Raw genomic sequence first — 15,718 nt, 5'->3', positions numbered from 1 at the left:
GCTGGAGGATGTGCATTAGCAGCAGAAACATCCAAGACGCTTGGACCTACTAAATAATACAGTAAGACAAAACGCAATAAAAAACTCCCATCAACAGCGTTTATACTGTTAATGAGAGTTCTGATAGTTATCGATTAGCAACCCAAGTTTTCACAAGATCTGCAGTACCATAAACGTAATGCTAATGCTGATCGCCTACTTCATGGTATGTTGTGCTATCGTCAACCTCTGTTTGCATGTATGAAATAAGTTGAGAGCATTTTTCAAATATTGGGTCAAAAAGATTAATTTATGGACGTATAACACATGGCTCTGGACTGTGACACGGACCTGAATAAGCAGCAGCAGGCACTGTGCTAACACTAATTAAAAATACCGTAAGACATAAAGTAGAAATGATCAGTTTAATGCTTTTTTTCATATTTAATCTCTCCTTTATAGTTAATACTCACATTATAGTATATTAGTGGTAAAACAGGAATATATTTTATTGAAAAATCTGCAAAATCTGATATTTCCGAATTGTTGGTATTGATGAAGCGTAAGAAGAACAGAGGGAACTGACTCATAATAAATTTAGAAGTTATAATGTCCGAGATATTTAGTATGTTAATGGTTTTATAGCGTTTTACTATTATATGTAAGCTTTAGAGCTTTTTAAGCAATAAAAAACTCCCATCAACAGCGTTTATACTGTTAATGAGAGTTCTGATAGTTATCGATTAGCAACCCAAGTTTTCACAAGATCTGCAGTCCCATAAACGTAATGCTGATCGCCTACTTCATGGTATGTTGCGCTATCGTCAACCTCTGTATGCTTGTACGGAATACGTTGACGGCGTTTTTCTGACATTGGATCAGGAAGTGGAATTGCCGATAATAATGATTTTGTATACGGATGAACAGGGTGATTGTAAATATCATCTGCTTTACCGATTTCCATAATTTTACCACGGTACATAACAGCAATACGGTCACTGATGTACTTAACCATTGATAAATCATGGGCAATGAAAAGATATGTTAAACCACGTTCTTTTTGTAACTGTTTTAATAAGTTAACAACTTGTGCTTGAATCGATACGTCAAGTGCTGAAATTGGTTCATCGGCGATAATAAACTTAGGATCTAAGCTTAGTGCACGAGCAATCCCAATACGTTGACGTTGACCACCAGAGAATTCGTGTGCATAACGGTTTGCGTGCTCTTTGTTTAAGCCAACGGCCTCTAGTAGTTGATTAATTTTTTCACGACGTGCTTTTTTATCCTTGTGTAGACCGTGAATATCAAAGGCTTCACCAATGATTTCACCTGCTGTCATACGAGGGTTTAAAGAAGCGTATGGATCTTGGAAAATCATTTGCATTTGACTATTAAATTTCTTTAATTCACTTTTAGATTTTTTTCCATGAACGTTTTCGCCATCGAAAATAATTTCACCATCTGTAATGTCATATAGGCGAATAATGGAACGACCAGTTGTTGACTTACCGCAACCCGACTCACCTACAAGACCGAGTGTTTCACCTTCGTATACATCGAAGCTAATACCGTCGACCGCTTTAATAGGGTTACTTGGTGAACCGAAATGTTGCTTTAAATTTTTGATTTCAAGAATTTTTTTTGCACCCGATTTAGTCATTTTCTTGTGCCTCCTTTGCTAAATAGCCATCAATACGTTTAGCAACTGCATCTGGAAGCGGAATTTTTGGCGCATCAGGATGCAACAACCAAGTTTTAGCAAAGTGTGTGTCACTTACTTGGAACATCGGAGGCTCTTGTTCATAGTCAATAGCCATTGCGAATTCATTACGAGCAGCAAACGCATCACCCTTTGGAGGGTTGATCAGATCCGGTGGTGAACCAGGAATCGTGCGTAATAGCTCATCTGTATCGTTATCTAAGTCTGGCATTGAACCAAGTAGACCCCATGTATATGGATGCTTCGGATTATAGAAAATATCATTAACAGTACCATATTCGACGATTTGGCCTGCATACATAACTGCTACTCGGTCAGCAACGTTTGCAACGACACCTAAATCGTGAGTAATGAAAATGATAGATGTTTTCGAATTTTTTTGGATTTCTTTCATTAGCTCTAAAATTTGCGCTTGAATTGTAACGTCTAATGCTGTTGTTGGCTCATCGGCAATTAGAAGCTTTGGATCAGCTGCAAGTGCAATGGCAATAACAACACGTTGACGCATACCGCCTGAAAATTCATGTGGGTATTGGTTAAAACGTTTTTCAGGGAAGGGGATGCCTACCTGAGTTAATAGCTCGATTGCACGTTTTTTAGCTTCAGCTTTAGATACTTTTTTATGTTGTAAAATAACTTCAGTTATTTGACGTCCGACCTTCATAGTAGGGTTTAAACTTGTCATTGGGTCTTGGAAAATCATAGCAATTTCATTTCCGCGTACTTTTGACATTGCTTTATCGCTTAACGGAACTAAATCACGGCCGTTAAATAAAATTTGTCCTGACGCATAAATACCAGGTGGCTGTGGAATTAGTTTCATTAATGCGTTACTCGTAACACTTTTACCTGAACCAGATTCACCAACGATTGCGAGTGTCTCACCTTCTTTTAGGTCAAAGTTTACGCCACGAACAGCGTGGACAAGTCCTGCATACGTTTTAAAGTTAATTCTTAAATCTTTTACTTCTAAAATAGTTTTACTCATTGTCGGCCACCTCCTTATTTACGTAGTTTTGGATCTAATGCATCACGTAAGCCGTCACCAACTGCGTTAAATGCAAAGATTGTAAGTGAAATGAACACTGCTGGGAAAATCAAACGCCATGGAGCATTACCAATCGCTTTATTCCCTTCAGAAGCCATTGTGCCCCAAGAAGCTGTTGGAGCAGGAACCCCAAGGCCAAGATAACTTAAGAATGATTCTGTAAAGATCGCAGATGGAATTGTTAATGTCATCGTTACTAAAATCGCTCCAAGTGCGTTAGGAACTAAATGTTTAATAATTAGGTGACCAGTGCTAGCACCTAAAGTACGAGCAGCTAGAACATATTCTTGATTTTTAATCGATAATACTTCACCACGTACAATACGAGCCATGTTAATCCAACCCGTAATTGAAAGTGCGATAATCATAGGAACTAAACCAGGCTGCATAACAACTAATAGTACGATTACTACTAATAGGTAAGGTACAGCAGTTAAAACATCGGCAATACGCATCATAATATTATCAACGCGTCCACCAGCTAAACCAGAAATACTTCCCCAAATAACACCAATAATTAAGTCGATGATAGCTGCAGCGATTCCGATAAATAATGAAATACGTGCACCTTCCCAAATACGAACGAAAATATCACGGCCTAAATCATCAGTTCCGAACCAAAATTCAGCAGATGGTGGGGCATTATAAACACCAAGTTGATCACTTGCTTTATATTGAGAGAACATAGGCACGAAAGTAGCCATTAAAATAATAATAATTAAAACGATTATCCCTAGAATGGCCATTTTGTTATGAGAGAAACGGATAAATACTTCCTTCCAAAAGGAGACTGATTTATCAGCTAATTTTTCCGTTGCTTCATGATTACCACCGACAATTTTAAACTTATCTTTTTCAATTTGTTGCTGTGTCATTATTTTTTCGCTCCTTTCAGTTTAATTCGCGGATCAATCACACTATATAAAATATCAACGATTAATACCGCAAATAAAAGGATGATGGAATAGAACACAGTCGTACCCATGATTACTGTATAGTCACGGTTTGTAATACTTTGTACAAAGTGTTTACCTAGTCCTGGGATAGCAAAAATTTGTTCAACTATGAAACTACCTGTTACAACACCTGCAGTTAAAGGACCTAAGTATGTCACCACTGGAAGTAGAGCGTTACGTAAAGTGTGACGGAAGACGATTGTCCATTTACCAATTCCTTTTGCACGTGCCATTTTTACATAATCACTATTATTTTGTTCAAGCATACTTGAACGTGTTAATTTTGCGATAAAGCCCATGTGGCTGAAAGCGATTGCAAGGGCTGGCAATATACTATAAACAAAGCCTTTCCATCCACTTACCGGGAACAAGCCTAGTTTGTAGGATAAGAAATACTGCATTAAACCCGCTAAAATAAATGAAGGTACTGAAATACCTAGCACCGCAAAGGACGTTGCCAAATAATCCGGGAACTTATTATGATAAAGCGCGGAAACTACTCCTATTAAAATACCGAATCCAACTGCCAATAGCATAGCTTCAATCCCTAATGTTAAAGAAACAGGGAAACTTTCTTTGATCATATCATTTGTAGAACGCGCTTTATATTTCATTGACTCACCGAAATTGAAAGTGGCCGTATCGATTAAATAATCTTTGTACTGAATATACCAAGGGTTATTTAATCCATACGTTTCGTTTAACTTTTCCTCAATTTGAGGGGGGAAATTACGTTCACTCGCAAAAGGACTACCCGGAGCAAGACGCATTAAGAAAAACGTAACCGTTACGATGACGAAAAGCGCGAGAAGTATATACATCAGCCTTTTCAAAATATATTTAATCACATGAAACTCCTCCTTCTATTTGTCAATTTTCAGACAAATATATGCCTTCGTATTTTAAAAAGAGCTGACTCGCGCCGAAGTGGCTACGAGGCAGCTCTTCGCTGTAGAGCTAAATAAGCGATATGAATTAGACTATTTTTCTTCTACTACAACGTCTTTAAGTTGGATGTTACCAAGTTTATCTGCTTTCATGTTTTTCACGTTATCATGTACTACAGAAAGGTTCGTGTAGTAGTAGATAGGTGCAACTGGGAATTCTGAAACAGCAACTTTTTCTGCTTGTTTTAGAAGTTCAATACGTTTAGCTGGATCTGTTTCTTTATTAGATTGATCTAATAATTTTTTGTACTCAGCGTTTTCCCAACCAGTATCGTTGTTACCGTTTGCAGCTGTATTAAACATTTCTAAGAATGTATAAGCATCATTGTAGTCACCAATCCAGCCCATACGTCCAACTTGGAAGTCTGCTTGGTTAATTTTTTCTAAATATACTTGCCATTCAGAGTTATCAAGACCTACAGTAATACCAAGGTTTTTAGTCCAGCCCTCTTGGATAAATTGAGCGATAGCAGCGTGTGCTTCACTTGTGTTGAAAGAAACGTTAATTTTAATGTCTTTTGGATCTTTAATGCCAAGTTCTTTCATACCTGCTTCAAGTGCTGCTTTAGCACCTTCGATATCGTTGTCTTTGAAGTAACCGCGGTCTTCTTCAAAACCTTGAACTGTGATAGGAACCATACCTAATGCAGGTTTTTGTTCACCTTTAGTAACGTTGTCAATTAATCCTTGACGGTCAATTGCTAATGTTAACGCTTTACGGATGTTAGCGTTTCCAGTGATTTTATCTTTTGTATTGAATTTGTACCAATAAACAGAAGCTTGGTCAGCGATATTTAATACTTTAGATTCTTTAAATTCATCAATTGAGTCAAGAGCTACAGCTTGGAATGGTGCTCCAAGGTAGTCGATTTCTCCATTTTTGTACATTGTAGCTGCAGTTGCTTCAGATTCTACCATGTCAATATTTACAGTTTCTAAAGATACTTTATCTGCATCCCAGTAATTGTCATTTTTCTTTAATACAACTGTAGCATTGTGTTGCCAATCAGCTAAAGTGAAAGGACCGTTTGTTACATAGTCTTCACCAGCATCTGCGTACCAGTTTTCTTTGCCTTCAACAACTTTTTGATTTAACGGTGCATATGTTTTAAATGCTGTTAATTCTAAGAAGTAAGGTGTTGGATTTTCTAAAGTAACTACTAAAGTTTTTTCGTCTTGAGCTTTAATGCCTACAGCATCAGCAGAACCTTTACCTAAATTGTAAGCTTCAGCACCTTTAATAGGATAAAGGATTGAAGCATATTCAGATAGATTATTAGGGTTTAATGCCCATTTCCACGCATATTCAAAGTCACCAGCAACTACTGGATCACCATTTGACCATTTAGCATCACGTAGTTTGAAAGTATACGTTAATTTATCATCGCTAATTTCCCAGCTTTCAGCAGCTGCTGGAACTGGTTTTGCATCATCGTCTAGTGTTGTTAATCCTTCAAAGATGTTTTTAAGAATAACACTAGAAGTTGAATCTGTTGCTAATTGTGGATGTAGTGATGGTGGTTCAGAAGCAACTACTAGATCTAACTCTTGAGAAGCTTTTCCAGATGAACCAGAATCTTTGCCTTCGTCTTTTGATTTTTCAGACGAATCTCCACCGAAGCCACATGCAGCTAGTACTAATGAAAAGACTGCAAGGACTGTTAATAATAAAAACTTTTTGTTTTTATTCATGTGAATCCCCCTTATACAATTTTTAAGCCTTTTGTGAAGCTCTTATTTAATATACCAAAAAAATCATTTGCACAAAATAAAAAAGATTCAAATTTATATAGTATTATCTGACATCTAATAGAATAATAATTTTTTTCGATTCATCACTTTAGTGTTTGAAAGTAATATGATAATAAAAATTTGATATTTATTTGTTATGAATATCAAAAATAAAACAAAAATTAAAAAAAGATTTATTATACCGAAAATTCATATTCTTCCGATAATGCTATTGTTATTCGAAAAATGATTCAAAAGTCACAGGAGAGATGCTTGGAGAGATTTGTATAGAAATGTAGAAAATCATTGTAAAACTGAGTGAATTAGCTTCAAGTTCAGGTATTTTTTTGTAATTTCTAATCGCAAAGAATGAATATTTTTAGCTATTAATGATATATAGGAATCTTGTTTTGTATTTATCTAAGGTTATCTCGTATAAAAGAGAAAAAAGAAGAAATAGAGTAAATGTTGAAAAAATGAACATTTATTAAGTAAATTGTGTATTGCATTTTGGTTAAATATATTTTTTTGAAATAATTTACACATTGCTTGCATATACAACTATGTATGAAAAAACATTATATTTTATTAATTATATGCAAACAGAATTTTGTATATGTAAATGGAAAAACATACATGCTTCTAAGTACTTTTATGTTGCTGTTTTATGGAGAAAGCCATTTGTCTCTCTTAGAAGGAAGACCTCTACATATAATTACTAAAAAATCATCTAAGTAGAACTTAATGAGTAGAAAATTTACTTAACTTCTATATATGGTCGATTTTACCATATTATGAATTCTATATAAAAGGCTTTTTAAAAATAAACAGTAAAGCAGTTGTAGGTGGGTGAATGAGAAGCCACATAGGGTAATATAAATGTTGAACGTCGAGGTGATGGCTGCTCGGAATTTTATCAGCGGTTTTCAAGGTGTTATCAGCGATTCACGGCACTTTATCAGCGGTTTTTCAAGGTGTTATCAGCGATTCACGGCATTTTATCAGCGGTTTTCATGATGTTATCAGCGATTGGCATTTTGGAACATCCAGACACTTCGCTTTCGTACGGATTTGCTGAGGTTTGTTTAAGTGACAGGTCAGAAAACATACGTTATATGGTGATGAGCCAAAAAAAGAGTCTGGGACAAAAGAAAAAATGTTAGACCAATTTCGGTCTAACATTTTTTGATTTAGGAAGGAACACTCTACTCATTAAAGCGAAAAAGTTATTATCTGTTTTCGCTATTTTTCAAAATAATCGAGTTCTGTCCCAGCCCCCACTTTTAAGACTGTTTTTTTAACTGTAAAATGACAGTTTCATCTGGATCGATGTATAAAGTTTTTTGTTCAAAGTAAATAACAAAACCAGGTTTAGCGCCATTTGGCTTTTTTACCTGACGTATTTCTGTGTAATCGACTGGAACAGAGGAAGAGTCTCTTGCTTTTGAAAAATAAGCAGCAAGTGTAGCAGCTTCTCGTAATGTTGTGTCGTCTGGTTCACTCGTATGAATGACAACATGAGAGCCAGGAATATCCTTTGTATGTAGCCAAATATCTGTACGTTTAGCCATTTTAAATGTAAGCATGTCATTTTGCTTATTGTTTTTCCCAACTGAGATGGCTATACCTGTAGAAGAGACATAACGTTCAGGCTCAGGCTTCACTTGCTTTTTCTTTTTTCTTACATGACGTAATTTTAAATAACCTTGCTCTGCTAATTCTTCACGAATTTCTTCTATATCCCCAGGAGCAGCTTGTTGAACTTGCTGAGCAAGCATTTCAAAATATGCTATTTCTTCCTTCGTTTTTTCTAGCTGTTCTTGAACCATAATAAGTGCATTTTTTGCTTTTGTATATTTTGTGTAATAACTTTGAGCATTTTCAATCGGTGTTTTACGTTCGCTTACTGGAATGGTGATTTCTTCTTCTCCAGTCTCACTATAGTAGTTAACGACAGTTACTTCCTTTACACCTTTTTCGAACGCGTAAATGTTGGCCATCAGTAATTCTCCATATAATTGGAACTGATCAAGTTTAGATGCACGTTCGTAGTCTTTATTTAACTTTTTAGTTTTTAATGTAAGCTTATCAATTTCATTTTGTAACCATCGCTCTAAATCACCTGCCTGCTGTTTGACGCGATCTCGTTCGGCTCGTGCAAAAAATACGCGGTCAAGCAGCTCATGTACATTTGGATAAATCGTTACATCCCCTTGTAAATGTGTTAGAGCGATTGGTGAGAAGTAAGTTTTATTATTCGCGATGACATACATTGGCTCCGTTCCACCGTTATTAAAGGAAGAAATAAAATTTTTAAAGCAATTTACTTGATCATCTGCATCTGTTAAACGGAACAATAATTCTTCTGCATGATTGGGTGAGAAGCCGACAAATTGCGCAACAACTTCCTTAGCCGTTTTTTGTTCAGAGAAAAAACTAGTGAGCTGTTCGTCTGTTACTGCTAGAGGATGCCATTTATTTTGGGCAGGCGGCGCGATATAAGGTTGACCAGGTAACACTGTTCGAAAACTATTCACAGAAGGCGGCAAATGCTTTAAGCTGTCGACTATTTTCCCCTGCTCTTTATCTATTAACAACAGATTACTGTGACGTCCCATAATTTCAGCATGTAATTCCCTGACAATAGGATCGCCAATTTCATTTTTACTGTGAATTTCTACTATTATAATGCGATCAAAATCATGCTGTTTAATAGAAGAAATAAAACCGCCATCTAAATGCTTGCGCAACAGCATACAAAACATAGGAGGTTCTGCTGGATTCTCGATAGACTGCTCAGTAAGATGGACACGTGCGTAAGAAGAATGTATTGAAAAAAGTAATTTATGATTGCTTCCGTTCGCACGAATATGTAGAACAACCTCCTGAGCGTTTGGTTGATGTATTTTAGTGATCCGACCTGTTACTAATTGTTGTAAGTCGGCTGTCATTGCATAAGTAAATAAGCCATCAAATGCCATATGAATTCCTCTTCCCAAGAATATAAAGCATCTTGGTACTTTCGTCTTTTTAATATTTTAATGGTGCATTGTTACACTAGGTTAGTGTTCATTTAGTCATTTAGGTAGCACAAATGCACTTTTCTTATGTTTATCATAGCATTTTTTAGGTGAATATTAAAATATAGCTTCAATTGTGGTAGAATTAGCTTTTGCTCTATCTAATTTTTTATGGAGAGACGTCATAAATGACAGAGCTTATGTTATAATAATCCCAGTATGCAAAGAAAGGTGTGACGAACCTTGGTGCGTAGTATGACTGGTTTTGGCAGAGGTGTCACAACAACAAAAGACTTTCAATTAACCGTAGAAATGCGCTCGGTCAACCATCGCTTTTTAGAAATTCATGCAAAATTTCCGAAAGAATGGCTTGAAGCAGAAATTTTTGCAAAGAAGTTAATTTCACAAGCTTTGTCACGTGGCAAAATTGATGTGATGGTATACGTTAAGGACTTAGATAACGTCGAGCAAACTATTGAAATTAATTGGTCATTAATTGAAGCGTATCGTAAGGCAAAAGAGCAATTAGCAAGTAAAGTACCACTAGAAGAAAAATGGACGATGCAAGAGCTACTATCGCTTGAACAAGCACTTGTACAGGAAAAACCGCAGCTTACACCTGAGGATTTACTTTCGGCTGTTGAAAAGGCGATTACGCAAGCAATTGAGCAGTTGCTTCAAATGCGTGAGCGTGAAGGGCAAGAATTACAAGATGTTGTTGTACAATTTAAAGAACAGTTAATGGAACAAGTGAAACAGATTCGTTCATGTTCCTCTCTTGCTGTTGAAAAATATCGTACACGATTATTAGAACGAATTTCTGAAGTGGCGGATGGAGCTTTGTTAGAAGATCGCCTACTTGCAGAAGTAGCGATATTTGCAGAACGTGTGGACATCACCGAAGAATTGGACCGATTAGATAGTCACTTTCAACAACTGAAAGAAACGTTACAAGAAACGATTTCGGTTGGCCGTAAACTAGACTTTTTAATGCAGGAAATACACCGTGAGATCAATACGATTGGTTCAAAAAATCAATCTACAGAGGCGGCCATTGCGGTAGTTCAGGCGAAAACAATTTTAGAAAAGATGCGTGAGCAAGTTCAAAATATCGAATAGCTCGCATGTATCTGTTATAAATTAAGGGAGATATAGAGAAAAAATGATAAAAGAACGTGGATTATTAATTGTTCTGTCTGGCCCATCTGGTGTAGGTAAAGGGACAGTGCGTAAAGAATTATTTTCTCAGCCGAATACGAATTATGAGTATTCCATCTCGATGACAACACGAAATCCTCGCGAAGGTGAAGTAGATGGTGTAGACTATTTTTTCAAGACACGTGAAGAATTTGAAACGTTAATTGATCATGGTGGTTTATTGGAGCATGCTGAATTTGTAGGCAATTATTACGGAACACCGTTAGCCTATGTAAATGAAACACTTGATGCAGGACGTGATGTGTTTTTAGAAATCGAAGTGCAGGGTGCTGCGCAAATCCGTAAAAAGGCACCAGATGCATTATTTATTTTCTTAGCCCCACCGAGCTTAACAGAACTAAAAGACCGTTTAGTTGGTCGTGGGACAGAAACAGCAGAAGTGATTGCAAAGCGTATTGCAACTGCGAGTGAAGAGCTCGAAATGATGAGCCTATATGATTATGTGGTTGAAAATGATGAAGTGACAAATGCCTGCGATCGTATAAATGCGATTATTAAAGCCGAGCATTGTCGTAGAGAACGTGTTGAAAAAAGATATTTGTCAATGTTGAGAGGAGAATAAACCTATGTTATACCCATCAGTAGATACATTAAAAAAAGAAATCGATTCAAAATATTCATTAGTAAGTTTAGCATCTAAACGTGCTCGTCAAATGCAAGAAGAAGAAGGCACTGAACGCTTACACAAGTATGTTTCTTACAAATACGTAGGAAAAGCACTTGAAGAAGTAGCGGCGGGTGTACTTACGAAAGTGTCACAGGATGAGTCAACTGTATACGAAGACGAAATCTAACATTGATAAATAAGCTTTTGCCAAATTAATGTTAACTTCTTTCAGCAAAAGTCTTTTGTACCGAAAGCGTAGCGACAGGTACAGAAGTCTCCCACCTCTCTAGGCGGTGGTGAGATGAATGCCGATTTAAGCTACTTTTCAGCGGATGTTCAAACGCAATTATGCCAAGGCATAATTGATCATCTGCAGTGGATTTTTGATTATACAGAATGTCGAGAGCTCCCGAGGAATTTTCCTTTGGGAGCTTATCATTTGAAAGGACGATTGTGCATGAATAAAAATATTTTACTTTGTGTTTCAGGTGGTATAGCGGTTTATAAGGCTGTCGCTCTTGTTAGCAAGCTATCTCAGGCAGGGGCATATGTAAAGGTTATCATGACAGCATCAGCAAGACAATTTGTTAATCCGCTGAGCTTTCAAGTGATGTCCAAAAATGATGTTTTTTTCGATACTTTTGATGAAAAGGATTCGAGTGTTATTGCCCATATTGATTTGGCTGATTGGGCAGATTTAATTTTAGTTGCACCAGCTACTGCAAATGTCATCGGGAAACTGGCGAATGGCATTGCAGATGATATGGTAACGACGACCTTGCTTGCAACAACTGCCCCTGTATGGCTTGCACCAGCGATGAATGTACATATGTATGACCATCCAGCGGTAAAACGAAATTTGGCTCAACTAAAATCTGACGGCTATCAATTTATTGAGCCTTCGGAAGGATTTTTGGCATGTGGCTATGTTGGGAAAGGTCGTTTAGAGGAGCCAGAAAAAATAACGGCGATTGTGCAAGAATTTTTTTCGGAGAAGGCCAAGCCACTAGCTGGTAAAACGGTAGTGGTCACAGCTGGAGCATTTTATGTTCCATTGGACGAGCACCATGTTATTAGTACACAAGCGAATGGAAGAATTGGTCAAGCAATAGCAGAAGAAGCAAAAAAACTTGGGGCAAATGTTATCCTGATCAATGAGAAAGAAGCAAATGTGCATAAGCTTTTTGAACAGCTTGAGGATTATCAAAAACAATATCCATCTGCATATTTTATCCATGCTGCAAATACGCCTACAATTGAAGGAGCACCGACATTATCCGTAAAAGGAAAGACTGCTATAACCTTTGGACAAAAAGTTATTGGGGATCAAATGTTAACAATCGTATCTGACACGTGGATTGATTTTAGTGATACGGCAGAAGTAAATGGTCAATTTTGGGATGCGACAGATGCCACGCAGTTTTCTAAAGCATTTTGGACATTTGTTTTAGATGGTGAGAAGCAATGAGTTTTTTGATTGCAGAAGTTATAGTGGATGTTTCAACATATCATGTAGATCGTCCATTTGACTATGAAGTACCTACAGAATGGGTAAATATTATAGAAATGGGCTGTCGTGTAAAAGTACCGTTTGGACCAAGAAATGTGTTAGGCTTTGTGGTCGGGTTAAAAAATAACACAGATGTACCATCTAACAAATTAAAATCTATTGCGCAAATTTTAGATATAGAGCCTGTGCTAACGGAAGAAATGCTATCAATGGCAAAGTGGCTGAAAAACGAAACGATTTGCTATGAAATTGATGCCTTGCAGGTCATGCTTCCATCAGCGCTTCGAGCGAAGTATGAAAAAATCATCATGATGGAAGAGGACAAAGATGCTTTACCGGAAGAGGCTAAGGCTATTTTCGGTAAGCGACAACAGGCTAATTTCAAGGATTTTGAGCGTGCAGGTTTACTCCCGTTATTAAAGCAGCTTATAACTAATAAAATTGTAAGAATTGAAAATGTTGTGAAGCAACAAGGGAATGTGAAAGAAATACGAATGGTCAAAATTTCAGATAATCAGCAAGATATCGACAAGGCGATGGAAGAGGCAGCGAGAGCAGCTAAACAGCGCCTGCTGATTGAATGGATGAATGCACACCTTGGAGAAGTTCTTTTGCCACAGAAAATCTATGAGGAAACAGGTGTATCTTCGGCAGTATTACAGTCAGTTATTGACAAGGGAGCCGCTCACTTTATACAAGAAGAGGTGTATCGTGATCCTTTTACGAAGGAGGTTTCCCGTACTCAATCTTTACAATTGACGGATGAGCAACATGCTGCCCTAAAGGCTATTACAACATCGTTAGAAGAACAGACTGCGAAAACTTTTTTACTACATGGCGTCACGGGGAGTGGTAAAACGGAGATCTATTTGCAAGCAATACAAAAGGTGTTAGATGAAGGTAAGGAAGCCATTATGCTAGTGCCTGAAATATCATTAACACCACAAATGACGGAACGTTTCCGCAGTCGTTTTGGTGAGATGGTTGCTGTGATGCATAGTGGGTTATCTGTCGGCGAAAAGTATGACGAATGGCGTAAAATTCAGCAAGGGAAAGTGAGTGTAGTTGTTGGAGCTCGTTCAGCAATTTTCGCACCTTTTACAAATATAGGTCTTATTATTTTAGATGAAGAGCATGAATCAACATATAAGCAAGAAGATTCACCACGTTATCATGCTAGAGATGTAGCGATATGGAGAAGTGAATTTTACAAATGCCCTGTTATATTAGGTAGTGCAACGCCTGCACTTGAATCATTTGCGAGAGCAAAAAAGGGCGTTTATAGTTTGCTAACATTAAAACAACGTGCTTTGCATCAACCGTTACCAACGGTTTTTATTGCAGATATGCGAGAAGAACTTCAAAAAGGAAATCGTTCTATGTTTTCGGAGCAACTTATTGATGCTATACGAGTAAGACTTGAGAAAAAAGAACAGATGGTGCTGTTTTTAAATCGTCGTGGCTATTCTTCTTTTGTGCTTTGTCGTGATTGTGGAACGGTTGTACAATGTCCGAACTGTGACATCTCGTTAACGTATCATCGAACGACAGAGAAATTAAAATGTCATTATTGCGGCTATGAGGAGCGTGTTCCTCAAATATGTCCACAATGCCAGAGTGAGCATATTCGTTATTTTGGGACGGGAACACAAAAAGTCGAGGAAGAAATTTATAAGCTATTTCCTGAGGCAAGGGTTCTCCGAATGGATGTTGATACAACAAAGCAAAAAGGTGCACATGAAGAAATTTTGCAGGCATTTGGGGAAGGACAGGCAGATATTTTGCTTGGGACGCAAATGATTGCTAAAGGTCTTGATTTTCCTAATATCACGCTTGTTGGTGTCCTTAGTGCTGATACATCTCTGCATCTACCCGATTACCGTGCAGCGGAGCGTACATTCCAATTATTAACGCAGGTTAGTGGTAGAGCTGGCCGTCATGAAAAGCATGGTGAGGTTATTATTCAATCGTATACACCAGAGCATTATGCGATTGAATTGGCAAAAATACAAGATTACGAGCCGTTTTACGAACGTGAAATGTTTTTACGCCGTCGCTCAGGCTACCCACCTTATTATTTTGTAGCGCTTGTTCAAATGTCTCATGAAGATGTCATGATGGCTGCAGAGTATGCTGGACGAGCGGCAGATTGGCTCAGAGAAAACTTATCAAACCGGGTTGCCATTATTGGCCCAACAACGGCAAGTATTAGTCGTCTCCAAAATAGATATCGCTATCAATGTTTGATAAAATATAAAATTGAACCAAATCTAATTCCTGTATTACAACGCCTTCTAGCGATGTATCGAGCGGAATGGATTAAACAGGGTATATTAATGACGGTAGATTTAGATCCGTCAACTATATAAAATAGTTCATCACCAAAAGTCAGGGATGACATTTTTATATGAACTAGTTAGATTATAATGTGGCGTTACAATTAGACAAGGTAAAGCCTTAAATATAGAAATGAGGAATAGAAGATGGCAATTAAAAAAGTTGTTGAACATCCAGCAAAGGTATTATCGACGCCGTGTGCGGAAGTAACAGAAATTAATGAAGAAATTATTGCTTTACTAGATGATTTATATGACACAATGGTTGAATATGATGGTGTTGGTATTGCAGCACCACAAATAGATGTAGGCTTACGAGTTGCAATTGTTGAGCTTGGCGAGGAACGAGATATTTTAGAAATGATTAATCCGACTGTTATTGTAACGGATGGAGCGGAAGTAGATATTGAGGGATGCTTAAGCTTCCCAGGATTATATGGTGAGGTTGAACGCCCTGACTATGTAAAAATTGAAGCATGTGACCGTGAAGGACGTGTTTATGAGCTAGAAGCGGGAGGCTTTGATGCACGAGCAATTTTACATGAAATCGATCATTTAGATGGCGTGCTATTTGATTCAAAAATCAAACGTATTCTAACTGAAGAAGAGCTTGAAGCAATGTACGCTGAAGAGGAGGAATAAC

13 protein-coding genes are annotated in these 15,718 nt (G+C 37.4%); 6 read left to right on the top strand and 7 right to left on the bottom strand.

Going from position 1 to position 15,718, the window contains the following annotated elements; genetic code table 11:
* Positions 1–289: 289 nt before the first annotated feature.
* The 7 genes from BFJ97_RS25385 to BFJ97_RS03330 all read right to left on the bottom strand — a co-directional run bounded on the left by BFJ97_RS25385 (position 290) and on the right by BFJ97_RS03330 (position 9,365).
* Entirely contained in the window at positions 290–421 is a 132-nt protein-coding gene (locus BFJ97_RS25385) for a hypothetical protein (protein WP_302621779.1), read from the bottom strand.
* A gap of 294 nt (positions 422–715) precedes the next feature.
* Positions 716–1,642 carry an ABC transporter ATP-binding protein gene (locus tag BFJ97_RS03355; RefSeq protein ID WP_068983211.1) on the bottom strand — a complete coding sequence of 309 codons (927 nt, stop codon included), beginning with the start codon at positions 1,640–1,642 and terminating at the stop codon, positions 716–718.
* On the bottom strand, positions 1,635–2,690 hold the full coding sequence (locus tag BFJ97_RS03350) for an ABC transporter ATP-binding protein (RefSeq protein ID WP_068983210.1): 1,056 nt from the start codon (positions 2,688–2,690) through the stop codon (positions 1,635–1,637). Before BFJ97_RS03350 ends, BFJ97_RS03355 begins: the two co-directional genes overlap by 8 nt.
* A gap of 14 nt (positions 2,691–2,704) precedes the next feature.
* Entirely contained in the window at positions 2,705–3,625 is a 921-nt protein-coding gene (locus tag BFJ97_RS03345; RefSeq protein ID WP_068983209.1) for an ABC transporter permease, read from the bottom strand.
* Positions 3,625–4,554, bottom strand: coding sequence for an ABC transporter permease (locus BFJ97_RS03340; protein ID WP_068983208.1), 930 nt, complete (start codon positions 4,552–4,554; stop codon positions 3,625–3,627). Before BFJ97_RS03340 ends, BFJ97_RS03345 begins: the two co-directional genes overlap by 1 nt.
* A gap of 132 nt (positions 4,555–4,686) precedes the next feature.
* Positions 4,687–6,345 carry a peptide ABC transporter substrate-binding protein gene (locus BFJ97_RS03335; RefSeq protein ID WP_068983207.1) on the bottom strand — a complete coding sequence of 553 codons (1,659 nt, stop codon included), beginning with the start codon at positions 6,343–6,345 and terminating at the stop codon, positions 4,687–4,689.
* A gap of 1,322 nt (positions 6,346–7,667) precedes the next feature.
* Positions 7,668–9,365 carry an Rqc2 family fibronectin-binding protein gene (locus tag BFJ97_RS03330; RefSeq protein ID WP_068983206.1) on the bottom strand — a complete coding sequence of 566 codons (1,698 nt, stop codon included), beginning with the start codon at positions 9,363–9,365 and terminating at the stop codon, positions 7,668–7,670.
* A gap of 282 nt (positions 9,366–9,647) precedes the next feature.
* Here BFJ97_RS03330 and BFJ97_RS03325 point away from each other — a divergent pair, with 282 nt between their 5' ends.
* The 6 genes from BFJ97_RS03325 to def all read left to right on the top strand — a co-directional run bounded on the left by BFJ97_RS03325 (position 9,648) and on the right by def (position 15,717).
* Entirely contained in the window at positions 9,648–10,523 is an 876-nt protein-coding gene (locus BFJ97_RS03325; protein ID WP_068983205.1) for a YicC/YloC family endoribonuclease, read from the top strand.
* Between the two features lie 43 nt (positions 10,524–10,566).
* Entirely contained in the window at positions 10,567–11,184 is a 618-nt protein-coding gene (gmk, locus tag BFJ97_RS03320) for a guanylate kinase (RefSeq protein WP_068983204.1), read from the top strand.
* Between the two features lie 4 nt (positions 11,185–11,188).
* A complete protein-coding gene (rpoZ, locus tag BFJ97_RS03315) occupies positions 11,189–11,416 on the top strand; it encodes a DNA-directed RNA polymerase subunit omega (RefSeq protein ID WP_068983203.1) in 228 nt (75 codons plus the stop codon).
* A gap of 270 nt (positions 11,417–11,686) precedes the next feature.
* Positions 11,687–12,697 (top strand): bifunctional phosphopantothenoylcysteine decarboxylase/phosphopantothenate--cysteine ligase CoaBC, encoded by a 1,011-nt coding sequence (coaBC, locus tag BFJ97_RS03310; RefSeq protein WP_068983500.1) that lies wholly within the window; start codon positions 11,687–11,689, stop codon positions 12,695–12,697.
* Complete coding sequence (priA, locus tag BFJ97_RS03305) at positions 12,694–15,108, top strand: primosomal protein N' (protein ID WP_083226892.1); 2,415 nt, start codon at positions 12,694–12,696, stop codon at positions 15,106–15,108. The genes coaBC and priA overlap by 4 nt, the downstream gene beginning before the upstream one ends.
* A gap of 114 nt (positions 15,109–15,222) precedes the next feature.
* Complete coding sequence (gene def / locus BFJ97_RS03300) at positions 15,223–15,717, top strand: peptide deformylase (protein WP_068983202.1); 495 nt, start codon at positions 15,223–15,225, stop codon at positions 15,715–15,717.
* Position 15,718: the final 1 nt, after the last annotated feature.

The organism is Lysinibacillus xylanilyticus (genome assembly GCF_001708185.1).
Taxonomy (GTDB): domain Bacteria; phylum Bacillota; class Bacilli; order Bacillales_A; family Planococcaceae; genus Lysinibacillus; species Lysinibacillus xylanilyticus_A.
Note: the sequence above shows the minus strand (reverse complement) of the source record. Positions and strands in the feature narration are given on the sequence as shown.

Bases quoted from the DNA above. Each gene is read 5' to 3' on its own strand.
- BFJ97_RS25385 (WP_302621779.1), bottom strand. From the start codon at position 421: ATGAAAAAAAGCATTAAACTGATCATTTCTACTTTATGTCTTACGGTA.
- BFJ97_RS03355 (WP_068983211.1), bottom strand. From the start codon at position 1,642: ATGACTAAATCGGGTGCAAAAAAAATTCTTGAAATCAAAAATTTAAAG.
- BFJ97_RS03350 (WP_068983210.1), bottom strand. From the start codon at position 2,690: ATGAGTAAAACTATTTTAGAAGTAAAAGATTTAAGAATTAACTTTAAA.
- BFJ97_RS03345 (WP_068983209.1), bottom strand. From the start codon at position 3,625: ATGACACAGCAACAAATTGAAAAAGATAAGTTTAAAATTGTCGGTGGT.
- BFJ97_RS03335 (WP_068983207.1), bottom strand. From the start codon at position 6,345: ATGAATAAAAACAAAAAGTTTTTATTATTAACAGTCCTTGCAGTCTTT.
- BFJ97_RS03330 (WP_068983206.1), bottom strand. From the start codon at position 9,365: ATGGCATTTGATGGCTTATTTACTTATGCAATGACAGCCGACTTACAA.
- gmk (WP_068983204.1), top strand. From the start codon at position 10,567: ATGATAAAAGAACGTGGATTATTAATTGTTCTGTCTGGCCCATCTGGT.
- rpoZ (WP_068983203.1), top strand. From the start codon at position 11,189: ATGTTATACCCATCAGTAGATACATTAAAAAAAGAAATCGATTCAAAA.
- coaBC (WP_068983500.1), top strand. From the start codon at position 11,687: ATGAATAAAAATATTTTACTTTGTGTTTCAGGTGGTATAGCGGTTTAT.
- priA (WP_083226892.1), top strand. From the start codon at position 12,694: ATGAGTTTTTTGATTGCAGAAGTTATAGTGGATGTTTCAACATATCAT.
- def (WP_068983202.1), top strand. From the start codon at position 15,223: ATGGCAATTAAAAAAGTTGTTGAACATCCAGCAAAGGTATTATCGACG.